At 44.9% G+C, this 23817-nt stretch carries 21 protein-coding genes; 6 read left to right on the top strand and 15 right to left on the bottom strand.

Features of this window, described 5'->3' with window-relative positions:
* Nucleotides 1-2 precede the first annotated feature (2 nt).
* Nucleotides 3-1331 carry a MipA/OmpV family protein gene (locus OCV19_RS06685; protein ID WP_065676961.1) on the bottom strand — a complete coding sequence of 443 codons (1329 nt, stop codon included), beginning with the start codon at nucleotides 1329-1331 and terminating at the stop codon, nucleotides 3-5.
* Between the two features lie 81 nt (nucleotides 1332-1412).
* Here OCV19_RS06685 and OCV19_RS06680 point away from each other — a divergent pair, with 81 nt between their 5' ends.
* The 3 genes from OCV19_RS06680 to OCV19_RS06670 all read left to right on the top strand — a co-directional run bounded on the left by OCV19_RS06680 (nucleotide 1413) and on the right by OCV19_RS06670 (nucleotide 4526).
* On the top strand, nucleotides 1413-1913 hold the full coding sequence (locus OCV19_RS06680) for a VC1380 family protein (protein WP_065676962.1): 501 nt from the start codon (nucleotides 1413-1415) through the stop codon (nucleotides 1911-1913).
* 24 nt (nucleotides 1914-1937) lie between these two features.
* Nucleotides 1938-3929 carry a metallophosphoesterase family protein gene (locus tag OCV19_RS06675; protein ID WP_065676963.1) on the top strand — a complete coding sequence of 664 codons (1992 nt, stop codon included), beginning with the start codon at nucleotides 1938-1940 and terminating at the stop codon, nucleotides 3927-3929.
* A 147-nt stretch (nucleotides 3930-4076) separates the two neighbouring features.
* Nucleotides 4077-4526: a tellurite resistance TerB family protein gene (locus OCV19_RS06670; protein WP_004734748.1), complete on the top strand. Its 450-nt coding sequence runs from the start codon at nucleotides 4077-4079 to the stop codon at nucleotides 4524-4526.
* 33 nt (nucleotides 4527-4559) lie between these two features.
* On the opposite strand, the gene OCV19_RS06665 is transcribed toward OCV19_RS06670, so the two are convergent.
* From OCV19_RS06665 to OCV19_RS06640, 6 genes are all read right to left on the bottom strand, one after another.
* A complete protein-coding gene (locus tag OCV19_RS06665; RefSeq protein WP_017077881.1) occupies nucleotides 4560-4997 on the bottom strand; it encodes a hypothetical protein in 438 nt (145 codons plus the stop codon).
* A gap of 2 nt (nucleotides 4998-4999) precedes the next feature.
* Complete coding sequence (locus OCV19_RS06660) at nucleotides 5000-5725, bottom strand: winged helix-turn-helix domain-containing protein (protein ID WP_065676975.1); 726 nt, start codon at nucleotides 5723-5725, stop codon at nucleotides 5000-5002.
* A gap of 451 nt (nucleotides 5726-6176) precedes the next feature.
* Complete coding sequence (locus OCV19_RS06655) at nucleotides 6177-6872, bottom strand: hypothetical protein (protein WP_019822538.1); 696 nt, start codon at nucleotides 6870-6872, stop codon at nucleotides 6177-6179.
* A gap of 15 nt (nucleotides 6873-6887) precedes the next feature.
* Nucleotides 6888-7244: an antibiotic biosynthesis monooxygenase family protein gene (locus tag OCV19_RS06650; protein WP_048609176.1), complete on the bottom strand. Its 357-nt coding sequence runs from the start codon at nucleotides 7242-7244 to the stop codon at nucleotides 6888-6890.
* 304 nt (nucleotides 7245-7548) lie between these two features.
* Nucleotides 7549-8079, bottom strand: coding sequence for a 3'-5' exonuclease (locus OCV19_RS06645; protein WP_017068784.1), 531 nt, complete (start codon nucleotides 8077-8079; stop codon nucleotides 7549-7551).
* 87 nt (nucleotides 8080-8166) lie between these two features.
* The gene (locus OCV19_RS06640; protein ID WP_065676964.1) at nucleotides 8167-9705 is read right to left on the bottom strand and encodes a sensor domain-containing diguanylate cyclase; all 1539 of its coding nucleotides are present in this window, start codon (nucleotides 9703-9705) and stop codon (nucleotides 8167-8169) included.
* Between the two features lie 348 nt (nucleotides 9706-10053).
* Between OCV19_RS06640 and OCV19_RS06635 the strand changes: the two genes are divergently transcribed.
* The 3 genes from OCV19_RS06635 (at nucleotide 10054) to OCV19_RS06625 (ending at nucleotide 15645) form a co-directional block, all read left to right on the top strand.
* Entirely contained in the window at nucleotides 10054-10686 is a 633-nt protein-coding gene (locus OCV19_RS06635; protein WP_065676965.1) for a DUF2760 domain-containing protein, read from the top strand.
* A complete protein-coding gene (locus tag OCV19_RS06630; protein WP_065676966.1) occupies nucleotides 10686-12650 on the top strand; it encodes an Hsp70 family protein in 1965 nt (654 codons plus the stop codon). The genes OCV19_RS06635 and OCV19_RS06630 overlap by 1 nt, the downstream gene beginning before the upstream one ends.
* A gap of 154 nt (nucleotides 12651-12804) precedes the next feature.
* Nucleotides 12805-15645: an Hsp70 family protein gene (locus OCV19_RS06625; protein WP_065676967.1), complete on the top strand. Its 2841-nt coding sequence runs from the start codon at nucleotides 12805-12807 to the stop codon at nucleotides 15643-15645.
* Between the two features lie 163 nt (nucleotides 15646-15808).
* On the opposite strand, the gene OCV19_RS06620 is transcribed toward OCV19_RS06625, so the two are convergent.
* From OCV19_RS06620 to OCV19_RS06585, 8 genes are all read right to left on the bottom strand, one after another.
* Nucleotides 15809-16024: a hypothetical protein gene (locus OCV19_RS06620; protein ID WP_012604204.1), complete on the bottom strand. Its 216-nt coding sequence runs from the start codon at nucleotides 16022-16024 to the stop codon at nucleotides 15809-15811.
* A 268-nt stretch (nucleotides 16025-16292) separates the two neighbouring features.
* Nucleotides 16293-16766: a DUF2947 domain-containing protein gene (locus OCV19_RS06615; RefSeq protein WP_017060433.1), complete on the bottom strand. Its 474-nt coding sequence runs from the start codon at nucleotides 16764-16766 to the stop codon at nucleotides 16293-16295.
* 152 nt (nucleotides 16767-16918) lie between these two features.
* On the bottom strand, nucleotides 16919-17506 hold the full coding sequence (gene rimJ, locus OCV19_RS06610; RefSeq protein ID WP_017060432.1) for a ribosomal protein S5-alanine N-acetyltransferase: 588 nt from the start codon (nucleotides 17504-17506) through the stop codon (nucleotides 16919-16921).
* 18 nt (nucleotides 17507-17524) lie between these two features.
* Nucleotides 17525-19069: a transcriptional regulator TyrR gene (tyrR, locus tag OCV19_RS06605; protein WP_048611644.1), complete on the bottom strand. Its 1545-nt coding sequence runs from the start codon at nucleotides 19067-19069 to the stop codon at nucleotides 17525-17527.
* Nucleotides 19070-19192: 123 nt separating this feature from the next.
* Nucleotides 19193-20245, bottom strand: coding sequence for a YcjF family protein (locus tag OCV19_RS06600; protein WP_065676968.1), 1053 nt, complete (start codon nucleotides 20243-20245; stop codon nucleotides 19193-19195).
* Between the two features lie 14 nt (nucleotides 20246-20259).
* Nucleotides 20260-21633 carry a YcjX family GTP-binding protein gene (locus OCV19_RS06595; RefSeq protein ID WP_017067718.1) on the bottom strand — a complete coding sequence of 458 codons (1374 nt, stop codon included), beginning with the start codon at nucleotides 21631-21633 and terminating at the stop codon, nucleotides 20260-20262.
* Between the two features lie 211 nt (nucleotides 21634-21844).
* On the bottom strand, nucleotides 21845-22030 hold the full coding sequence (locus OCV19_RS06590) for a hypothetical protein (RefSeq protein WP_004734731.1): 186 nt from the start codon (nucleotides 22028-22030) through the stop codon (nucleotides 21845-21847).
* Between the two features lie 164 nt (nucleotides 22031-22194).
* A complete protein-coding gene (locus OCV19_RS06585) occupies nucleotides 22195-23712 on the bottom strand; it encodes a fumarate hydratase (RefSeq protein ID WP_017068776.1) in 1518 nt (505 codons plus the stop codon).
* Nucleotides 23713-23817: the final 105 nt, after the last annotated feature.

Genomic DNA, 23817 nt, shown 5'->3' with positions numbered 1-23817 from the left:
GCTTAAAACTCATATTGGAAGTAGACCGTGTTGTAGTTACTGCCGCCTTTGATACGACCATACTGAGAGGATTTTTCAAAGATTGCAGAACGGTGATGCAATGAATAACCGAACCATAAGTTGTTCAAGTCATTCTTGCCAATCAAGTCGCCAACGTTGACATCGAATGAGAAGTCTAAGTAGTTCAACAGATGGCTGGCTGTGTAGCCTTTACGGTCCATCTCAGAGCCTTCGATGTAGGTAATCGAATCGATGTAAGACATACCTTCTGCCACACCAAAACGCCACTGAGTTGGCCAATCAAAGGTGTAGTACGCCTTGATTGCGATAATGTATTCGGTGCTGCTTGATTGAACGTCTGAACTCCAGTGGTGCGCAATACCTGGGGTCAAATAGATATCTAATGGCAAGCCGAAGATCTCATCGGTTAACGGGTGTCCATAGAAGAACGAAGTCAACTGGTTGTTGTATTCGTCTTTCTCTCGATTGAACTTCATGATATCGCCAATATTGGATGGCGTAGCCCAGCCGTGGGCGACACGTAAATACGGCGCATTGCTCAGCTTCGGTTTTGGTGCTTTCTCTTTGTCGTTAAAGAAACCAAAGCCAAGGTACAATTCACCTTGATAACGGTCTTCGACTATCGACGAATCGTAGGCATTATCGTCTAATCGAGTCACACTGGTTGAACCCAATAAGTACAAATTTGAAACCACATGGTAACGCGTTTCAATACCAACATTTAAGTCAACACCGGCACCAATGGTTTCATTAGACGCGGAGTAATACTCACTGTTGAAATCAGCACTTTTATAACGAAGTGTCGCGCTCGGGTAAAACTCCCAATCTCCAGTTTCATACTTGGCTTTCGCACGTAAGTTACCGTGGAAGTTGTACTCACTGTCGCTCATTAATTCCGTCTCGACAGACCAAGAATCATCAAGTTGGTAGGTCAGTTGAGCACCAAAATCCGCCGTATCGCCTTCAATCTCGTTCTGCTCAGATGCTGGAATATCAATAAAGCGCATGCGAGAGATAGCATTAAAAGACCACTTCTCATCGTCAGTTTGATAGAGGTATGCCCCCATCTCAGTACCGTCAATAAACACATAATCGTTCTTGAAAAACAGCATCGGTACGAATGAGCTAACCGATTGGTCGCCACCAGACGTGTCATAAGGGATGCTTGCTGTACGGAACATTGCAGCGATGCCCCACTCTTGCTCTTCAGCGGCCCACGCATTAGTACTTACGAAAATGCCACTTAGGAAAGCGCTACCTAGTAAAACCAATCCAGATGAAGGAAGAGTCGGTAAATAATTGAGCTTCATTCTTGTGTAATTACTCTTTGAAAAAAATATTGTGTTACTGAATAGACATTTATTAACCATGACGGCTAACTATTTTTAGGTTTGCTTGGCATTGACCGTTACAATGTAGAATATTCTCGGTTAAATGAAAGTATTGTGAAAGTCTCCGAATTACAAAACATTATAGATCACTTACCCAAAGATTCCGATCCAGATATTGTTATGGGTGAGGCGTGGTTGCCCGAGCGTTTGGTGGATACCAACCTAGACGGTGACATGCTATTTCTTGAATTCGATAATGCCCCCGAAGAAAACCAAGGGGACGACGAAGGCCGTGGCTTTGTTGAGCACGAGATTGCTATGATTCGCGAAAAGCTCGAACTGTTGTTAGACGAGCCTTCTGATACCAAGACCAAAGCCGATGCTCTATTGGCAATATTTCTAATGGGTCATGAACTTTCTAGCTCGGAAGTTATCGAAATACTTGAATCAACAGAGCTTGAATCAACAGAATCTGACTCAGTAGAACTTGAAGCATCAAAGCTTGAAACCACAAAGCCAGACACGAACAAGCTCGAAACAAAAGAACTCCACGACGACTAACCACCAACGATTTTAGGTACCGTATTGAAACCCTCTACGACATCATCTCTTCCCCTGTTACTCGCCGGACCCATTTTAAGAAAAACAACCGCGACTGAAGTGGTACTTTGGTTAGCCACCAGCTCGCCTCTTACAGGCAGAGCCGAGCTTCATACTCAAAAAATAGACGATTCTGAAGCAGCACAAGATCAGCCGTTTTATACCTCATCGCTTGAAGAAAATGATTCGATTCAAATCGGTACACATGCGTGGGTAACGCTGATCCGCTTGCAAGGCGAGTTTCCAACCAATACGCCACTTGAATATGATCTTCACACAGAGTCAGGTTCACTAAAAGAGCTCGCCCCTCACCTTGTTTACAACGGTAAATCTCGCGTTGAGTTTAAGATCTCGACCTCGGCTGATTACATCCTTCATGGCTCTTGCCGTAATCCGCATCATCCAAGCAAAGACAGTCTAGTCGCAGCCGATAACAAGATTGCCGAGCAAACCGTTGCAGAAAGACCCGATATGCTGATGATGAGCGGCGATCAGATCTACGCCGACCATGTAGCAGGCCCAACACTTGATTCTATTCAGCAAGTGATTCAACTGCTTGGCCTTGTTGGTGAGAGCCTACCGACCGACTCGCAAATTAAGCAAATCAACAACAGTGACGCTCTGTATAACAGTGAATACCACTTATACCAGCGTCATCACTATTTACCGCATCACACCGCTTCAGAATCCATGCTCGATAAGTTCTTCCCGAACCGTGGCGTGCCGATTTTTAGCTCTACCGATTGTGAAAACCACTTGGTCACGCTGTCTGAGTTTATCGCGATGTACCTATTGGTTTGGTCTCCAACACTGTGGCAATGCGTCAATCGAGAGCGTTTAATTGAGAGTAACTTCACTCAAGGTGGACGCCAATTAACACCGACTGAGCAGCAACAATGGCGTGATGAAAGTGTCATCATCGATGATTTCATTGCTGGTTTACCGCAAGTGCAACGTCTGTTCGCGCATATTCCAACGTACATGATCTTCGACGATCACGATGTGACGGATGATTGGAACCTTACCGTGGGTTGGGAGCATGCCGTCGACCAAAATCAGTTCGCGACCCAAGTCATTGGTAACGGCCTTGCGGCTTACTGGATGTGTCAGGGTTGGGGTAACAAACCGGAGAGCTTCGACGAAACGTTTATCGAGCAAGTAAAGCAGCTTTTTGTTCATAAAAATCATAATGAAACTGTCGATGCCAATACTACTCACTCTGTTAGCAATATCGAGCCAGACAAGCATCAAGCCTTTATTGAGGTGCTGGGTCGTTTTGAAGAGTGGCATTACACAATAGATACCTCACCCAAAGTCATTGTGTTGGATACTCGAACGCGTCGTTGGCGTTCAGAATCACGCATGAATAAGCCTTCAGGTTTAATGGACTGGGAAGCCTTGATTGAGTTTCAACATCAGTTAATGAATCAAGATAAAGTGGTGATCGTTTCTGCTGCGCCGATGTTTGGCGTGAAGTTTATTGAAACACTGCAAAAAATGGCGACCACAATCGGCAAGCCATTAGTGATTGACGCTGAAAACTGGATGGCACATCCGGGCAGTGCGAATACGCTGATTAGTATCTTTACACATACCAAAACACCAACCAACTTTGTGGTACTTTCTGGTGACGTTCACTACTCATTCGCTTATGACATCAAGCTTAGATATCGCCGCAACAGCCCGAACATCTATCAAATCACCTGTAGTGGCATTAAAAATCAGTTCCCTGCTCCGCTGCTTAAATTCTGCGATGTGTGGGACCGCCTGTTATACAGCCCTCGCTCAGTTTTGAACTATTTCACGAAGCGTAAGCGCTTAAAAATCGAGAAGCGAAGCCCTGATAACCAGACCTTCTATCGCCTTTCAAACCGCAGTGCGATTGGGGAGTTGAGGCTAGACACTGATGGGAAACCGCAATCGATCACGACACTCAGTGGCGACGGAAAAATTACACGCTTCCCTGAACCTGACTAAGAAAGTGCGCCTTATCGTTCACCTATCCGTAGTGTCAGTTTTTAGTAAAGACGCTTGCGATCACACTCTGTAGACCCAATAGTTATAATTATAGTTAATAACTATCAGCGTTACGGAACCCGATACAAATTTTAACTGGAGCTCGTTATGTTCAATTCTCTCACATCAATGTTTAAACAATTGATTGAAGGCCAGGATCTAAGCAAAAACCAAGGCACATCACCTAATGTCGCCATTGCGAGTTTATTGTGTGAAGTCGCGGGAGCCGACCATCAGATCAATGAATCAGAAAGAGTTGCTAAGCTACAGCTTCTGCAACGTTTGCTGGATTTAGATGAAGAGCAAGCAAAGGTGCTGCTAGAGCAAGCAGAACCGAAAGTAGAGCAATCAGTCTCGCTGTATGACTTTACATCGCAACTCAGAGACCTGTCTCAGCCAGTGCGAATCGACTTAATCAAAGCGATGTGGGAAGTGGCGCATGCCGACGGAGAAATTGACCCTATCGAAGACTCTGTGATCCGTAAAACAGCGGAACTGCTCTACGTTGACCACAGTGACTTTATCAAGACTAAGCTGAACGTACTCGGTAAAAGCTAACCAAAGGCTCTCTACTAGCATTAAGCCTCTGTATTAGCGTAAGCGGTCGCCATGCATGATGCCTTTAAGTTCTAATGGCGTGCCCTTCTTAGTGACATAAAGGCCGCGCTGATTCGATACCAACACACTGCGCTTACCTTGGGTTTGTTGAATGTATAAGTGCTTGATATTGAATGTCTGCTTATCTTGGGCCTGATCCTGGTCCAATTGATAAAGGTAGTAGTGATTCCCCCAGCGCAAGAATACACCAAACATCTGCTTAGTTTGAGCGACATTCCCATCCATGTCATAACCAATGTACTGCATTTTGACTCGACCATTTTCCAATCGGAGCGAGATTCTCTCCCACCCGACCATCGGGTATTCCGCAGAAAATCGATAGGTACTTTTGGTTGCGAGCCCAGAGATTAAGCCTACATTTAGAATTACAAACAGCGTCAATAAGATAGGCATCCAAAACTTACGATTCATACTTATTGCCCTCGCTCATTGTTATTGTCGACTTCGCAAGAGACAGTTTTAAACTGATGGCTTATCTCTTTCCAATGTCCATTTATCAAGGCGACGGCTTGGATATTCTGACACCCAACGCCAATGCGATGCAGATAGAGCGAATCAACACCGAGCTCTGACACGGCATCCAGCTCTTTTATAACGGCTTCATCAAAATTCAAACTGTCGTGATAAACATCCATACCTCGGTAGGCACTCTTATCTATAAAAAAAGCAAACTGATAAAACAGCATGAGAAGAAGCGCGCTGACTACAATTCCGGCAATACGAGATTGATGACGAGCGATAAAGTGCTTCGCCTTGAACTGACGTGATTGTGGATCCTGTTGCTTTGATTGCCCAGCTTGTTGGTTCATGCTTGAAGGCTTAAATGGTGGCGCTGATGTTAACTCATCGACGATGGTGGTTTTCTCTGAAACGATGTCAGCTTTCTCTGAAAACGCAGCTTCAACATGTATGTCAGTCGTAGGCGTTGGCATAGATAAATAACTACCGACCTGTTTCAAACCATTGAAGCTGTACCCTTCCTTTTGAACCGTTAAGATTTTGCAATCACACTCAAACGAATTTAATGCCGTGCGAATGTTCTTAACCGCGACATTAAGTGAACTGCCCGTCACAACCCTGCCCGGCCAGCAATGCTCAAGTAAAAAGTCTCGACCAACGGCTTTTGGGCTGTTCTTCACTAGATGCTCAAGGATCAGACCTTCTGAGGGGGATAAGGTGACCCGCTTACCAGATTCCGAATCAATGAGTGTGTTATTAATCAATTCGATGCCCGAAGCGTCTAAGGTGATTTTTTCATGGCTATTGGCGTTCATTTCGGCGAGGTGTTCATAAATAAAAAGGTCATCAAAAAGGTGTTTGTTTGGTCGAATTAATAGCAAACCATACATAGAAAAGAATAGTGATAAGTTTAGCCAATAATTAAGCCAAATATAAGCTCAGCAAGTAACAAGAATAAAATAACAATAAGGTGAGTGAGTCACTCTGACTCACTCACCTTAGTACAAAGCCTAGCCATTAGAACAACTAATGAGGTCTATAGAAAGAAAGCTATATCGATTGATTTTGATAATTCTTGTTTTCGATAGCTTTCATTTTCTTTAGTTCTTATTGTCTATAGATCTCATTTATTTATAGGTCTAGTTTAAAGCCCAGTTCACTGACCATGACTTCAGCAAAGCCTAGCTTTACTGCATTCAACTGACTGGCAACTTCGCGAGCTTGTTGTTCGTTTTTAGCCAATATTGCCATTGAGTAGATTGGTCTGATCATCGCTTTTTGGTTTGGCTTCTCTTGGGCTATTTCTTGATGCTTTAAGTAAGCAGAAGTAATCACGCCTTGAGCGCTCCAATCGACAACCATTTGTAAATCTTGACTGATAATCTCATCGACAATGAATTGATTCTCAGGCTCTGTCCAAGCGAGTTCGACTGCGTAGTTTTTAAAAGCGACTTCGGTGTTTAACCACTTATTACCGATGTCTCTGATTTCAGTCACCTCGACAAGCTCTTTAAATTGGAATGGTAAGTTACCAATCAACTCTCGAACGTGCTGTTCACTGTCCGCTTCAATCACAAACTTGATGATCGGAAACTTCTTATCTCCGACAAAGCTTTCTGATACGAACATGTCGTGGACCAAGCCTGCATCAACTAAGTTAGCAAAGGCTTTTTGCTGATGAGGCATTGCCTCAAATACCGCTTGAGCGTCATCGGTTTTCCAAGCCACTGACACGCCGTATGCCGCAGCATGGCTATAGCTAGAAAATAGAATCGCTGAAAATAGAAAGCTAAAAATAGCTAAAAAGGTTCCTCGAATTGTTTTCATTATGTGGTTTCCTAATTAGTCGCGAATAATTTCATACAAGTTAGGGTCAGCAGAAACCCCTTCGATTTTTAGAGGTGGTAGCTCTTTTCTCATCACTTGTATTGCATCATGGAATTGCTTCTTACTCTCCCATTCAGCAACATTGATAAAGCGGTATGTCGCGTCCGAGCTTAAAGAGCGATGCAATTTGGTAGAGATATATCCGGGTTGCTTCACCAATACATCTCGCGCATCTTCCCAATACGTTAATGTCGCGGCTTCATGGGCTGGCTCGACTGAAAAAGTGTTTATCAATACAACGGGTTGTGCCGAAACCAACGCACTTACGCTTAGTGCCCCCAGTGCCAATCCATACTTAATTATGTTCTTCATCCTAATCTCCTTGTTTGGGTGAGCTAACGCTATCATCTAGCTCTGCCCAATCAAGGCTGCAACCTGCGATTTAATATTAATTAAAAAGCTAAATTTCAAACCAATATTATTCACTCGTAAAATAAGCGATGTAGCCATTCACTATTGATAAACCACTCGCTGACATGAGTTTTCTTTTGAACGGAATTTTCCCTGAATTACAGGCACAAAAAAACCACCTAATAAGTAGGTGGCTTTGATTTGGATAACTCACAACAATCTGGCTGATTTCAGTTTTTAACCGAGCGCCGTTTAATGCAAACGACTACAGCATCGTCAGCGTTAGCTTAGCCAAGTTATAAGCATCGACATAACCCGAGTGCTGACGACCTTCCCACTCAATGTTTTTCGCTTCTTGAGCAGCTCGGTGACCAATGCGTTTGTCTTTCAATCGATTCTGAACTCGATAAAGCGTGGCGATATTCAAGAACTCGCTAAACGGAGGTTCGATGCCTTTTTCAATACACTCTTTGTGTAAAATGAGGTCGTCACGTCCCCACGCTGCATAGATTTTTTTTGGACCACCGAAGTTTTTAATCATCGACTTGATGACAGACTCTAATGGGCGACCCTGCTTTTCGATTTTACGAGGTGTAATGCCCGTTAATTCGGCACAGAATAGAGAGACTTCGTCTTTCTCTGGCTTAACGTAGTATTGCGCTCGCTTCACGATAGTGCCGGATGCCAGATCAATCTCAGCAAGACCAACTTCAATGATCTCCCCTGTTGTTCCCACACCGTCTTCGCTCCAACAGCACATTTCCAAATCGAAACACACCACTCGATTGTGATTCATACGTCGCCTAATTCTCTCGTCAAAAATTTCGTGAAATTGTACATGAGCCCAACACAGAACTCGACCCTAGTTGTATCAAGTGCTCATTTAGCCTGCAATTGTCACTCGATTTCGGCCATTCGACTTACTTTGATAGAGCATACTGTCTGTTTTTTGCAGAATCTCTTCCGTGTTTTCGTTGGCACGAATGGCAGCACCAATACTCAAAGTGCAACTGAGCTGCCGACCTTTATGCTCACAATGAGAGTGACTCACTGTACTTAAAATGCATTGTAAATATCGGTCTAGCGCTTCATGGTTTGTAATGCTAGAAATGATACAGAACTCGTCTCCGCCTATACGAAATAGGTTATCCCCCTCTTTCAGACTCACTGCAATCAACTTGATGACATGAATGAGTAACGCATCCCCTGCTGGGTGACCGAATTCGTCGTTAATGCCTTTGAACATATCAACATCAAATCCGATAAGACTAAAGGGTTCATTTCGCTGTATCGCTTTATCTAACATCTTATTGAAAGCACGTCGGTTATAAACTTCCGTAAGACTGTCATGGTTGGCTAAAAAGCGAAGTTCTTCTGTTCTTTTATCAAGCATTTGATACAAACGTTCTTTCTCTCGGATTTGCATGTTAACGATGTACGCCAACAACAAAGAGATGGTTGTCCCCACTAAGACAATTCCAGTTAATACCAAATAGCCATAAAAAGAGATGCATGAATCTATTTTGTAATCAACCTTCCAATCACGGTTAGTCAATTCAATCGTCTTTGTTATGTGGTGGCCAGAAACGGCTTCATAACCCTCGGTTTCAAACAAAATTGGAGAGTCTTCTGCTTCGAAGCCCGTATCGGTAACACGGATATAGACATCCATGTCGCCCACTGCCGAAGCCAGTAGATTTTCAAAGTAATAAGTCGTGCGAACCACACCAATCACAACACCGAGCAGGTTGTCGCTTTCACCCTCAAATACAGGGTGATAAACCAGCATACCTGTCTTTGGTGTGTCTTGATCTAAGCCGTCTTGAAGCAAGCGAACTTTGTCTGAAATATTCGCTTTACGCGTCTGTCTGATGTTATCTAAAACCAGCTTGAAGCGCTCACGAGAAGAGTAAAAACCAAGAACGTTGTCGTTTGCTTGTGTATTGGGATACAGGTCACTAGCAATGAACGCCGGCTCGCCATCTAAGATGTAACCAAAGGTTTTTGCTTCATGTTTTGGAATCGTGAACAGTTCGTAAGACGGGTATTTTTCTTTCATCTTAGCGGTATGCTCGGCAATCTCGTCTGCCGGCACTTTTTGCATCCACTGCAAACCAATCAGGCTCTTTGATTCGTTAATGGTTTGCTGAGCAAAACGATCAAACTTATCCCAGTTTTCAGGATCATTTGCGTAGAAAAAATTAGCACCGGAGCCAATGTAAGCCACGTCATTAGCGATAAACGCTTCCAAACTTAGTGTCTGGTGAGTAGCAAAGCTATCCAAGTTCATATTTAGCGCGCGGTTTTGGTTTAACGCGACTAACATAAAACACAACACAGTAATCAAAAAACTGACCAAAAATACGACCAATGGGAGAGTTCGTCTCTTCAACCCTGTTAGTGGGTCAGTAGTGTGCGGCATGTGGCTTCCAAATAGGCTCTAATGAGTTAAAAGTATATAACGGAAGGGAATGATGCTCCATTTAAGTTTGGTTTTAAAAATGACATAAAATGGGCATTGTTTACCTCGCCCTTACATCGACGACCAATATTCGAACGAATCTCGACTAAATTTCAAGCTAACACACCAAAAACCCACGTGATTAAAAACATTAAATACCACTCTTAAGCCTTGAATATGCTAGTATCCATCCATATTTATAGCTTGAAAGTGACCGTTTCGGCTTAATGCCAATGAGTTTCTTTCCAACCTGTATATTCCTTTGAACCGACGAATATACCGTTAAATCAATTTTAAAGAGAAATCACTATGATCGTTGATTTGAACCTAATCCCACAAACGTTTGATATGCTTCACGCAGGCCTAACTGCATCAAGCGTTTTACTACTGCTAATTGCCGTTTCTCGTAAAACCAAAGTGGTTGAGAAAGTCGTAGAAAAACCAGTAGAAAAGATCGTTGAAGTTGAAAAGCCAGTTGAGAAAATTGTCGAAGTAGAAAAAGTTGTTGAAGTAGAGAAAGTCATCGAAAAAGTAGTAGAAGTTGAATCTAAGCTGGCAACAGCACCGACTGACTCAGCAATGCAGCTACTGTCTATCATGCAGCAAGAAGCACGTTTGATTGACTTCTTAAAAGAAGACCTGACGTCATTCTCTGATGAAGAAGTTGGCGCAGCAGCTCGTGTTATTCACACGGGCGGTCAAAAAGTATTAGCCGATTACGTAACGCTGTCACACATCCGCACTGAAGATGAAGAAACACGTATCACTATCGCTGAAGGTTTCAACCCTCAAGAAATTCGCCTAACTGGCAACGTAACGGGCAGTGCACCATTCAACGGCACACTGGTTCACAAAGGTTGGAAAGCAACTGACATGAACCTGCCTAAGCTTGCTGAAAACTACGATGCATCTGTAATTGCACCGGCAGAGGTGGAGCTATAATGGAACATCAAAGTCATTCAGCTCAAGAGCTATCTTCTCAAGACCGAGAGCATTCACAAGAGCAACAAGCACCTAAGTTCAGTGTTGGTATCGATTTAGGTACTACACACTGCGTTTTGTCTTACATCGACACAAGCAATGAAGACGCTCGCGTAGAGGTGATGCAAATCCCTCAACTGACGGCGCCAGGTACAGTAGAAACTCGCAGCCAACTTGGCTCGTTCCTATACCAACCACACGAACATGAAATGAATGCGGGCTCTCGCGTTCTTCCTTGGTCTTCAGAGCCAAAAGCGCTAGTGGGTGCAATTGCTCGTAACCTTGGTTCTAAAACCCCTATCCGTTTGGTAGCAAGTGCAAAATCTTGGTTGTGCCACGGTGGTGTTAACCGTCGCGATGCTTTCCTTCCTGCAGGCAGCCCTGAAGAAGTGGAAAAAGTATCTCCGCTTAAGACAACTGAACTGTACCTTGAGCACCTTAAAGACGCTTGGAACCACGCTAACCCAGAACACAAGCTGGCAGACCAAGATGTAACGATCACAGTTCCTGCTTCGTTTGATCCTGCGGCTCGTGACCTAACAGCAGAAGCTGCACGTAATGTTGGTTTCACTCACCTAACGCTTCTTGAAGAGCCACAAGCGGCTCTTTACAGCTGGATTGATAACAGCAACGACACATGGCGTGATGAAGTAAACGTTGGTGACATCGTTCTTGTTGTCGATATCGGTGGTGGTACAACCGACCTTTCGTTAGTTGAAGTAACACAAGATGACGGTAACCTAAGCCTGAACCGTATCGCAGTAGGTGAACACATCCTACTTGGCGGCGACAACATGGACTTAGCTCTTGCTTACCGCTTGAAGATGAAACTGGCGCAAGAAGGCAAAGAGCTGGCTCCTTGGCAGGTTCAAGCAATGACTCACGCATGTCGTGATGCGAAAGAAGCACTGCTTAACGATGCTGAACTGCAATCTGTGCCTATCGTTGTTCCAAGCCGTGGTTCTAAACTACTTGGCGCAACACTGAAAACAGAACTGACTCAGCAAGAAGTACAACAAACATTGGTTGATGGCTTCTTCCCGAAAGTGGCCGTGACTGAGCACCCAGTACAAAAAACGCGTGGTGCACTGACTCAAATGGGTCTGCCTTACGCTCAAGACGCAGGTATTACTCGTCACATTGCCGCATTCCTTTCTAAGCAAGCGAACGCGCTTTCTGGAAATAGCGAAGCGGCTCAGCAAGATTTCAACCCGTTTGCAAACATGCCTGGTATGCCAGGGTCAGAAGCGCCAGCGGCTGACTTCATCAAACCAACAGCAATCCTGTTCAATGGTGGTGTTCTAAAATCGAACCTACTTGCTGATCGTCTTTCAGATACGATCAATGAATGGCTAATTAATGCTGACGAAGAGTTCGCAAAACAGCTTTCAGGTTTAGATTTAGACCTAGCGGTTGCAAGTGGCGCTTCTTACTACGGCGCAGTTCGTCGTGGGCAAGGCGTTCGTATCCGTGGTGGTATCGCATCTTCTTACTACGTTGGAATTGAAAGCGCGATGCCAGCTATCCCAGGTATGGCTCCTCCAATGGAAGCACTGTGTGTTGCACCATTTGGTATGGAAGAAGGCTCAAGCGTTCAAGTTCCTAGCCAAGAGTTCGGTCTAGTGATTGGTCAGCCAGTTCACTTCCAATTCTTCGGTTCAACCACTCGTCGTGAAGATGAAGCGGGTACGCACCTTGATCACTGGGCTCCAGAAGATCTGGATGAGCTTCCTGAAATCCAAGTAACACTGCCTGTATCTGAAGGCCGTCGCGAAGGTGAAGTCGTTCCAGTAACTTTGGCTTCTCGCGTTACTGAGCTAGGTACCTTATACCTAGAAGCGATTGCTACTGACAACGGTCAGAAATGGCACGTTGAGTTCGACGTTCGTGAAGACTCGAATAACGACTCAAACGAACAAGCATAATGAATCAACGGCACCTTAGCGGGTGCCGTTTCTTTATCAATACGGTTCTCAACCTAGTCCTGCCTGTTTCTCAGGAATGGCGTTTACGAATAACAACAATAAGACCAAAGCTATCAAAAAAACTGGTCATCACTCTGGAAGAATAAGGTTTTGTATGGCAACTCCTCGTTTTTTAGTCGGCATTGACTTAGGCACAACCAATACGGTTGTCGCTTACTGTGAAATCAACGACGACCTACAACATGCTCCCGTTTCTCTTTTCGATATTGACCAACTCATCGGCCCCGGTGAAGTGGTTCGCAAGCCCCTACTCCCATCATTTCGTTACCACCCAGCACAAGGTCAAATCTCCCCTTCTGACCTGACAATGCCATGGGAACCAAGCCCCGTTGAAGGCGATATTAAGAACGTTATCGTCGGTGAATGGGCACGTGAATTAGGCGCTAAGGTTGAAGGCCGCCAAGTATCGAGTGCTAAGAGTTGGCTATCACACCAAGCGGTTGATCGTAACTCCGACATTCTGCCTTGGGCTGGCGCAGCTGATATCGATAAAGTCTCGCCAGTTGTGGCGAGTGCAAGCTACCTCAACCACATTCGCCAAGCATGGAACTACCGTAACCCGAGCAACAAGCTAGAAGACCAAGATGTTGTGGTTACCGTTCCTGCTTCCTTCGATGAGACCGCACGTAAGCTAACACTCGAAGCCGCAGAACTGGCGGGCTTAGGTAATATTCTATTACTCGAAGAGCCGCAAGCCGTTTGTTATGACTGGTATGCCCGTCACCAACAAACCGCAGCAGATGAACTTCAACAAATCCCACTGATTCTAGTGTGTGATGTTGGCGGTGGTACCACCGATTTAAGCTTAATTGAAGCCAAATTCGATGCGAACAGCGACGGTAATAACGAGCTCGCACTCGACCGTATCGGCGTTGGTGAACACTTGATGCTTGGTGGTGATAACCTCGATTTAGCACTTGCTCACCTCGCTGAGCAACGCTTCAATCAAAACAAAAAGCTGAATGCCTCTAGCCTAACCAAACTAATTCAACAAACTCGCGCCGCAAAAGAGAGCCTACTTTCTGCCAATGCACCCGATGATGTGAAGATCACAATGCTAGGCAGCGGTTCTAAACTGCTTGGCGGTACTAAGAGTATTGGCTTAACCAAACAAGAAGTTCATCAAATCGCATTGGAAGGTTTCTTCCCGCTTTCTGAGTTTGCTGAAACACCCGACAAACGCCGCAGTGCTGTGGTTGAGTTTGGTCTGCCTTACGTGGCTGATCCTGCGGTGAGTAAGCACGTCGCAGAATTCCTAACAACACACCAACAAGTATCTAAAGCCGCATTAGAAAACTCAGACTCTATTGAGTTCGATGACACCAAACCTGCAATTCCAGTTGGCGTGCTGCTCAATGGTGGTGTGTTTAACAGTGAATTGGTCACTGAACGAATCACACAGCTACTTGGCAACTGGAACGGTTCTCCGATCACAGTGCTTGATAACCCTCATCCAGATTGGTCTGTTGCCCTTGGCGCGGTTGCCTTTGGTAAAGCCCGCCGTGGTGCACAACTGAAAATCGGTGGTGGTGCAGCTCGTTCTTACTTCTTGCATCTACAAGAGAAGAACAAGATGGGTAAAGCGCTTTGTCTGCTTGCCAAAGGTACTGAGGAAGGACAAGAGATACGCTTAAACAGCCGTCGTTTCTCGCTGACTTTAGGTGAGCCAGTACGATTTAATCTACTGACTTCAACACACGATCAAATTGCTCACGACACCGCCATTCAAAACGGTGTGATGGTCAATGTGGATGCCGACTTGTTCTCCCCTCTCCCACCGTATATTTCTACGTTGGAAGGCTCAGGTACTGCAGAACTTCAAGCCAACCAAAAAGAGCGTGTTGAAGTCCTGCTCGCTTGTCAGTTAACCGAAGTCGGCACACTGAAAATGGAGTGTGTGAGCACAGAAGATGACTCTAAGCGTTGGTTGCTTGAGTTTGAAGTAAGAAATAAGCAAGGCGATGAATCTGATACCTCCGCGCTTCACCCAAGATTGGAAGAGTGTAAGGAATTGATTTCTCGCCTGTACAGCGGCAACAAGAAAAGTGCTGAATCGAAAGAGATCAAAACGCTATCGAAAGATCTTGAGAAGCGACTAGGTAAACGCGATGAATGGGACTTCACGACCCTTCGTAACCTATTTGATACCTTCTCATTAGGTCGTAAGCGTCGTCGCCGCTCAGAAGCACACGAGAAGAACTGGTTACGTTTGGCGGGATACTCGCTACGTCCTGGCTTTGGCGATCCGACTGACTCATGGCGTATCAAGCAAATTTGGGGCCTTTACCAACAGAACATTCAGTTCAAGAACCACCAAGGCTGGACAGACTGGTGGGTATTCTGGCGTCGTGTGGCCGGTGGACTAAACCAAGAGCAGCAAGAGAGTATCTTGGCGGACATCGCTAAATACCTTCACCCAGGTGCAATGAAGAACTCTAAGACAGCCAAAGATGCGCAAGACAATGGTTATGAAGCCATGGTTCGTTTAGCGGCGTCACTTGAGCAACTTGAGGTTGAAGACAAAGTGCTGCTGGCAAGTTGGTTCTTAAGCAAGGCGATTAACCATAATCAGTTTGAGCAAGCGCACTGGTGGGCGCTAGGTCGATTGGCTTCAAGAACACCTTTGTATGGTAGCCAACACAGCGTGATTCCTAGAGAACAAGCTGAACAATGGTTACCCAAACTGCTTGAGCAGAACTGGCATAAAGAGCAGATGATCGCCTTTGCAGCGGTGATGATTTGTCGTAAAACCGGTGACCGTCAGTTTGATATCTCTGACGACTATCGCAATCAAGTGATTGAGAAGCTTAAGCAAAGCAAGGTACCTGATTCATGGTTAACACTAGTGAGTGAAGTGACTGAACTTTCTGAGAGCGAATCTAAGCGTGTGTTTGGTGATGCGTTACCAAGCGGGTTAAGCCTGATTAATAACTAGTTTTAGGGCTCATTAGATTGGATCGCTAACTAGTAAAGAAAAAGCCACTTTCGATTCGTTGAAAGTGGCTTTTTTATTGGTGGCTTAAGGCTGGTATGTTTCGGGTTTAGTCGACTTATAGCTTTTTGGTTAAGAGCCTTAGCCGTGTTGCAGTTCATCATTATTAATGTTTTGTTCCAGTTGGGTTGATAGGAAAATCCGTATTTTCATAAATGTCAGATAGTTTTTTCGGTTTCTTCTCTTTTGCTCCTTTGTTTGATTGATTATGAGTTTCGCTTAAAAGCCATTCCTCATGCATTTTTGCTGAATCCAAAAACTCTGGATCCTCCATTGCTTCCTTGCGAAGTTTATTTACACGTTCGAGAGTATCCCAAATCATAATACTTCACCTCCACTAAGGCAGTAATATAAAGATAGCCCAACCCCACAAAACTTCAACTAACCCAATGAGATAGCGATCTCAATTTCGTAATTCACTCGCTTTAAATGAGTGGATATGGTCACCTTTAGTTGGGCTCAAATAGTGAGTATTTCCCCATGATCTTCGAAGATCATTAGGCACAAAAAAAGCGAGATCAATGCTCGCTTTTTGTTTGTCTGTCTGTTGTTCGAATCACCAACAGCTGCTCGATTAAATCACACCGAGGTTAAGCACGGTTACCGATTTTCACCTTGCCATTGGTAGCAAACCAAAGGGCTTCTGAACGACGGCGACCGATTAGAATCGGGCCATCATCGTAGAACAAGAAGTTCTTCCAATGCTTCTTGAAAATCGCCCATTTGGTTTCAAGAACATTGTACTTTTCGTAACAAAAATAAACAGTTACGTCATCTTGCCAATCAATAAAGTTAAGAATCTCTTCTGGCATTTCTGGCTCATCCGCTTCCCAATGCGCCATCCAGCTGATCTCTTCATTCCAGTTCGATGCTTTGCTTGGCCAGTCTTGCGAGCTCAGTCGTTCTGCGTCTGGACTTTGAGGGCTCACGTTCTCTTTCCAGAACTGAGATGCTCTCGCCTGTGTCATTGGCTTAATCTTTTCCAAGTCCTCTGCCGGCAGCGGCATTGACTGGTGTGTGAAAATCCATTTTCTTTGGTATTCGTCCAAAGTTGTGTATGACATCAAAATTCCTCAAATATCTTCTCAGGCTGATGGATTTACCATGCCTATCTGTTCTTTTTGATGCAGTGACGGTTTCATTTTATCTATGTCGTCACTGCCTCTAAATCTGTATTTACGCTTAATTGGTACTTACGCCTAATGACTATTGATCTCTATACAGCGCGTCTATCTTCCCAGTTTGGGTTAACTAATGCCGTCAGTATATGGTCTTCCCATTTACCGTTAATCTGTAGGTAGTCTTTAGCAAAACCTTCTCGGACAAAACCAAGATGTTCTAATACACCAGCACTGCGTTCGTTGTGAGGCATGTAGCCCGCCATTAAGCGGTGCATGTTCTGCACATCAAACATGTAGTCTTTAGCCATGCTCAAGCCTCTGCGCATGTAACCGTGGCCCTGTGCACTTTGCGCCAATGAGTAACCGACATTACAAGCGTAGAACGGGAAACGCGACAAATTACTGAACGATATGGTGCCTAACATTTCATTAGAGTCAGCGTTAATCAGTAAACAGTAATAGCCTAGCCCCATTTTATGAAGCTCGTTTAACTTGATCAGTCGCTGCGCCCAACTCGCTCTATCAAAGAACGCGTCTTCGCGAATCGGTTCCCAAGGTTTCAGGTACTCTCTGTTAACCTGAAAGTACTCGCTGATCATGCCAGCGTCATCAATTTCAGCCGTGCGTAGAATCAGATTACCATCATGCTTATAAATGCGCTCTGGTGTACTCAAATCTTCCATAATCTTGTTCTTATTCGATCAGTTCTTTCTGATACCGTAATCACGAAGCTTATTCGCAATTGAGGTATGAGATACATTCAAACGTTTTGCTAGCTTCCGGCTTGATGGGAAAGACTGATAAAGCTTCTCTAGAATCTGAGATTCATAGTCTTTCATGATTTCATCGAGCGAGCCGTCTAGGCTTAAGTTCGCCATTCCTGCCGTCATTGTTTCAAGCTGTGGCAAATGGAATTGCTCAACCGTTAGTGTGTCTGAATCTAGCTCTGTTAGTGCGCGTAGAACCATGTTGTCTAACTGACGAATATTGCCCGGCCATTGGTAATTACCAAGCTGGTCGACTAATTCTTGAGTCAGTTTTGGTTTTAACATACCTAATTGCTGCGCGTACTTTGCAACGAACAGTTCCAACAGCGGCGCTACGTCGTTTGAGCGTTCACGCAATGCAGGGATAGACAGAGTCAGTACATTCAAGCGGTAGAACAAGTCTTCACGGAACGAACCCGAGTCGGCTAATTCAGAAAGACGGTGGCGCGTTGATGCAATAATACGAACATCAGCGTGCATCTCTTCTTCTTCACCAACACGACGGAATGAACCATCTTGTAGGAAACGCAGCAGTTTGATTTGTAGATGCGGGCTCATCTCGCCAATTTCATCTAAAAATACCGTACCACCATTCGCTTGTTCGAAAATACCTTTATGACCTTGCTCATGGTTGAATGAACCCGGCGCATGACCAAACAATTCCGTTTCCGCTACGTCATCAGGCATCGATGCACAGCTTAGAATCAAGAATGGGAAAGACGATCGATTTGAACGGTTATGACACGCTTTCGCCAACATCTCTTTACCCGTACCCGTATCGCCTTCAATTAATAGAGGCTGATCCAGCATAGCCAATTTCTTAGCTTGGCTGATCAAGGCTTTATGGCGATTAGAGACACCAACAAAGTGTTCGAAACCTAGGTTGTTCTGTTCTGGGATTGAATCTGGCGAGTTCATCTCTTGATTACAAGAGCGAATCGTCATTACTGCGCTTGCCAGTACCGCTTCGTTGACATCACCACCAAGGTAAATCGGCAGGATCTCAATAGAGAAATCTAAACCATCCAACACGACAACTTCACGATGACGCGTTACATCGCCTTCGATCCAGCGAGCAAAGTTAAAGCTAGGAACAAACGTCGCTAGCGGTTCACCGATGACTTCATCTTCTTGTTTGTTGAAGAGGTTCAATGCAGCGTGGTTAGCCATATCGACTGAGCCTTTAAGGTCAATCGCAATCACAGGATCAGGTAGGTTTGCCAGCAGAGCAATCAGCTCTGTGTTATGCCTTTCGCTTGGCATAAATTGGATTTTACGTACATCCTTCACACCTGAAATTCGGCGAATTTCAGCCATAAGTTCACTAAAAGCATCAAAATCGATATCAGGGCAGTTTAGGTAAATAATGCCTTTAACATCAATTTCGATTCCTCTTAAATCAATGCTTTTTGAGGCCAAGATATCGAGCAACTCACGCGTTAAGCCGAGTCTGTCTTCACACAATACTTCAAGACGCACAAATAGTCCTATTATAGGTGTCAGGATAAGTTGACAGTAGTGTGGATTAAGCTCTGAGTTCAGTCAAGAAGAAGAGTAAACATATGTTTACTCTTCTTCTCAAACTATTGAGCTTCAAATGCTTTATTTGAGAGTGATACGCTTTATTTCAGAAAGGACGGCTTTGCGGAGGTCTGCCAGTTTTACTTTTCGTTCGTTATGCCAAGGCATCGGACGCAGCAATGTCATGGCTTTTAGACCCAGTCTCGCAGTAAGGATACCGACACCTAGACCCTGCCCTGCTCGAGCTGAAACCTTACCTGCAAGATCCATCGAGACGAGATCCATACTTGCATCAATCGCGAGCTCACTGGCTCCTGCAGCAGCCATGTTGATTAACACCAGTTTGAATAGCTTAATCCGAGACCAGTAGCCAAGCTCAATGCCATACACATCAGTAAGCTTGTCTATCATGGTGAAATTTCGCCAAGCCACCAGCAACATATCTGCAGCCGCCAATGGGCTCACTGCAACCAAAGCCGCCGATTCGGTCGAAAACTTAGTGACGATTTGAGTCGCTACTTTGTCTTGTTGACTCACGACTAACGCATCGTACATATCCAACACTTCTGCATCACTGTGTGCTGGGTTAATGCTGTTTCGCCACTTATCGTACGAAGGCGACTCAGCGATAATGCCGCCTTGCTTGGCGATGTTTTCACAGAACGCTTTGCCCTTACCGACACTTTGACTTTGGAGTAGCTCTTCACTCTGCTCTTGCACACTAAAGTGATCTTTAAGTAAGCGCAGTTTCCACAGCTCTTTGCCTATTGCGCCTAAACCCAATGAAGCAATGGCAGCAATAAAGCCAGCCCAACCTAACGCAAGCCAGTCACCCGTTTGAATCGCGGTAATGACCGAATCAATTGCCTGCCATCCAACTAGGCCAGAAAAAGCGACCAATAGACCCGTCCCAAACCACTTCTTCTTTTTGCTCGGTCGAATCACTTGTTCCAATTGCTGCTCAGCTTCACCATCAAGATCGGTTTCCACTTGTGGTGCGACAGGGACAAATTTCTCTTGCTCTGTGAACAGTTGTTGAGCACCTAAATCAGGGCCAACGTCGCTCTTGTCTTGCTCATCAAAAGAGGTCTTCAACGGTTCATTAAAGACCTGCTTTGTTTTTAATTCACTCATTTTGATTGCCTCAATTACTTCAACTTGTCGCCAATGAGATACTCTAAAACCTTGTCGACTCTTAGATGTTGGCAAGGCTCATCGGAGTGTTGTTCCATTGGCCTAAAGCTCGTGAAATCAAACTGGTTGGTTTCCCAATACTGTTTGTTCGGCAGTTTGCGCGGCACCTCTCCCGGATACATGGTTTGAGGAACATTATCCAAAGTCACACCTTGCAACGCCGGAACATTGTCTGAGCCCGACGAGATATAGCCCGCGCTGGTCGCTTGAATAGACGCGATACTCATACAACTCATGTCGATGTGTTCAAACGCCGCCTGCTGCCAAGCCGGATGTACCATCTGTTGTAACAGTGACACCAAGTTCGGATGTTGATCCGGTGTCACGTGGTCAGCCTTGGTGGCTGCAAACAAGATTTTGTCGATCTTCGGTGCAAACAGACGCCTTAAGATATTGCTTCGCCCGTACTTAAAGCTCTTAAGTAACTGTTCTAACGCGCCACGCATATCCATGAACGAGTCATAGCCCGCATTAAGTGGCTGTAAACAATCCACCAGCACGATTTGTCTGTCGAACGTCGCGAAGTGATTCTTGTAGAACGCTTTCACGACCTTCTGTTGATACTCTTCATAACGCGCTTTTAAAACCGCGTAGTTACTTGTTTTTGAAAACTTACCTTCAGGAGCGATACACGGGAAAAATTGCAGCACAGGCGCGCCTTCAAGCTCACCGGGTAATACGAATCGACCCGGCTGTACCCAATGCAGCCCGTTACTTTTACAAGTATGAAGGTACTGGGTGTAGCTATCGGCAATCGCGACCAGTTTCTTTTCGTCCGCTTCTGCTAGCAAATCGATATCACCGCGCATTGCGTTCCACTGTTGGGAGTAAGTTTCTCTGTCGCCTTTCAATGCGGCAAACTGAGATTGGCTCCAGGTATCGAAGTCCATATCCAGTAACGGCAAATCAAGCAACCATTCACCTGGATAATCGACAATATCGAGATAAAGGGTGCTGTTTTTACTCAGTAGCTTCTTTGCGCCCTTCGCAGGCTTATATTTGATTGCTAAACGAATCTCACTGACATCACGCGTTGGCACCGGCCATTCTGGTGGCTGTGCATTCAACGACTCCATCGCTTCATCATAAGAGAAGCGTGGGATCATCATGTTGTGTTGCGGGATGCGCTTTGCGCCAATAATTCTTCCATCTCTCGCTGATGCAAGCAGAGGTAGATTTTTGTGGGTAGACGTATGAAGAAGCTGATTAACCAGCGAAGTTATGAATGCTGTCTTACCCGCACGAGAAAGCCCCGTGACCGCTACTCGAATATGAGAATCCGTTCCTCTGCTTATAAAGTCACTCATTTCTTGAGTTAGGTGTTTCATTTGAACGACTCCGTGATAATTAGGCTAGCTGGTTATGATAATAAAGAGGCAAGCCTATGTTTTTTCCCAGTTGGGATAGTTTGTATGCTTTTGTTTGTTCTTTTGCTAATAGTGGTGAGTATGCAATATCCATTCTTAATGCTAGATGAATAAAAGCCCCTGACTACATTCATAATCAGGGGCTTTAGAATTTTTGCACGATATCCGACGTTTAATCGTCTTCAATCAACTTGTAGATAACAAACAGTGCAATCTCTGCAATTAGCCAAAGCGCACATGTAATCGTCACGTATTTATTATCAAAGATACTGATCCCTTTCAAGATCAGGTCGTAGCCAACAAAAGCACCAATCACCACTGCCAAGATAATCTGTAGGATCTGAATAAAACGAGGCATTCCTCTCTCCTATGTTCTTATATCAAACTATGTGTTTATCACTATATCATTGATAATATGACAAAAGTGCAGATAATGCTGCACTTTTGTCTTTAACTTTCTGTCAAAAATTGCAATTCAAACGCTGAAGTTAGCGACAATTACGATTTTTTGGCTTCGGTTAGTTACGCTTTCTCAGCTTCAGCAATCTTCACTTTCCACGTGTCAGGGCCGATCTGGTGTGCGTTCACGCCGTTAGAGTCAACCGCTACCGTTACAGGCATATCTTCAACTTCAAACTCGTAAATCGCTTCCATACCGAGATCTTCAAACGCAACTACGCGTGCTTTTTTAATTGCTTTCGCTACTAAATAAGCTGCACCGCCAACCGCCATTAGGTAAACCGCTTTGTGCTCTTTGATTGATTCAACCGTTGCAGGGCCACGTTCCGCTTTACCGATCATGCCCATAATGCCAGTTTCGTTCAGCATCATGTCAGTGAACTTATCCATACGTGTTGAAGTTGTTGGACCCGCAGGACCTACCGCTTCATCACCTACAGCATCAACAGGACCCACGTAGTAAATGAACTTGCCTTTGAAATCAACGCCAGCTGGTAAGCCTTCGCCGCTTTCTAGCATGCCTTGAATACGTTTATGAGCAGCATCACGACCGGTTAAGATCTTACCTGACAGAAGAACCGTTTCTCCGGTCTTCCACTCTTGTACGTCTTCTTTAGTCACTTCATCAAGGTTAACACGGCGTGTATTTGCGCCCGCTTCCCAAGTGATGTCTGGCCACTCTTCTAGTTTAGGTGGCGTTAGTTCTGCTGGGCCGCTGCCGTCTAGTGTGAAGTGAACGTGACGCGTTGCTGCACAGTTCGGGATTAGGCAAACTGGCTTAGATGCTGCGTGCGTTGGTGCAGTTTTGATTTTCACGTCAACCACAGTCGTTAGACCGCCAAGACCTTGTGCACCAATACCAAGCTTATTTACACGGTTGAAGATGTCTAAACGAAGCTCTTCTTCTGCGTTCTCTGGGCCTTTTTCGATCAGCTCTTGAATATCGATGTGTTCCATCAAAGATTCTTTTGCTAGTACCGCTGCTTTTTCAGCCGTACCGCCGATGCCTATACCTAGCATGCCCGGTGGACACCAGCCTGCACCCATTGTTGGCAGCGTCTTCTCTACCCATTCTGCAATATCATCAGAAGGGTTCAGCATAACCATCTTGGTTTTGTTCTCAGAACCGCCGCCCTTAGCCGCGATTTGAATTTCAACTTTGTTGCCTGGAACCATATTAATATGGACAACCGCTGGTGTGTTGTCTTTGGTATTAATACGCTTACCTGCAGGGTCCATTAGGACAGATGCACGCAATGGGTTATCTGGGTTGTTGTAAGCTTGACGAACGCCTTCATCAACCATCTGTTGTACTGTTTGATCCGTTTCCCACCTAACATCCATACCGATGTTCACGAAACAAGTAACAATACCCGTATCCTGACAAATTGGACGATGGCCTTCCGCAGACATGCGTGAGTTGATAAGAATCTGAGCAATAGCATCTTTAGCTGCTTGGCTCTCTTCTTTCTCGTACGCTTTTTCTAGGGCTTGGACAAAGTCTAAAGGGTGATAATAAGAAATGTACTGAAGTGCGTCAGCGACACTGCTGATCACATCTTGCTTACGAATAACCGTCATTGCATGCCTCTTTATTGTTCTGGTTCCATGTGGGTTCACAGTTTGACTATATGTGCCAAATCGAATTAGGTGGTTTAGCTTTTTATTGTGTTGAGCTGTATTTAG

Source organism: Vibrio celticus (assembly GCF_024347335.1).
Lineage (GTDB): Bacteria > Pseudomonadota > Gammaproteobacteria > Enterobacterales > Vibrionaceae > Vibrio > Vibrio celticus.
Note: the sequence above shows the minus strand (reverse complement) of the source record. Positions and strands in the feature narration are given on the sequence as shown.

Bases quoted from the DNA above. Each gene is read 5' to 3' on its own strand.
- OCV19_RS06670 (WP_004734748.1), top strand. From the start codon at position 4,077: ATGTTCAATTCTCTCACATCAATGTTTAAACAATTGATTGAAGGCCAG.
- OCV19_RS06665 (WP_017077881.1), bottom strand. From the start codon at position 4,997: ATGAATCGTAAGTTTTGGATGCCTATCTTATTGACGCTGTTTGTAATT.
- OCV19_RS06650 (WP_048609176.1), bottom strand. From the start codon at position 7,244: ATGAAGAACATAATTAAGTATGGATTGGCACTGGGGGCACTAAGCGTA.
- rimJ (WP_017060432.1), bottom strand. From the start codon at position 17,506: ATGGAAGATTTGAGTACACCAGAGCGCATTTATAAGCATGATGGTAAT.
- OCV19_RS06590 (WP_004734731.1), bottom strand. From the start codon at position 22,030: ATGCCTCGTTTTATTCAGATCCTACAGATTATCTTGGCAGTGGTGATT.
- OCV19_RS06630 (WP_065676966.1), top strand. From the start codon at position 10,686: ATGGAACATCAAAGTCATTCAGCTCAAGAGCTATCTTCTCAAGACCGA.
- OCV19_RS06655 (WP_019822538.1), bottom strand. From the start codon at position 6,872: ATGAAAACAATTCGAGGAACCTTTTTAGCTATTTTTAGCTTTCTATTT.
- OCV19_RS06640 (WP_065676964.1), bottom strand. From the start codon at position 9,705: ATGCCGCACACTACTGACCCACTAACAGGGTTGAAGAGACGAACTCTC.
- OCV19_RS06645 (WP_017068784.1), bottom strand. From the start codon at position 8,079: ATGAATCACAATCGAGTGGTGTGTTTCGATTTGGAAATGTGCTGTTGG.
- OCV19_RS06600 (WP_065676968.1), bottom strand. From the start codon at position 20,245: ATGAGTGAATTAAAAACAAAGCAGGTCTTTAATGAACCGTTGAAGACC.
- OCV19_RS06685 (WP_065676961.1), bottom strand. From the start codon at position 1,331: ATGAAGCTCAATTATTTACCGACTCTTCCTTCATCTGGATTGGTTTTA.
- OCV19_RS06595 (WP_017067718.1), bottom strand. From the start codon at position 21,633: ATGAAACACCTAACTCAAGAAATGAGTGACTTTATAAGCAGAGGAACG.
- OCV19_RS06585 (WP_017068776.1), bottom strand. From the start codon at position 23,712: ATGACGGTTATTCGTAAGCAAGATGTGATCAGCAGTGTCGCTGACGCA.
- OCV19_RS06615 (WP_017060433.1), bottom strand. From the start codon at position 16,766: ATGTCATACACAACTTTGGACGAATACCAAAGAAAATGGATTTTCACA.
- OCV19_RS06635 (WP_065676965.1), top strand. From the start codon at position 10,054: ATGATCGTTGATTTGAACCTAATCCCACAAACGTTTGATATGCTTCAC.
- OCV19_RS06620 (WP_012604204.1), bottom strand. From the start codon at position 16,024: ATGATTTGGGATACTCTCGAACGTGTAAATAAACTTCGCAAGGAAGCA.
- OCV19_RS06625 (WP_065676967.1), top strand. From the start codon at position 12,805: ATGGCAACTCCTCGTTTTTTAGTCGGCATTGACTTAGGCACAACCAAT.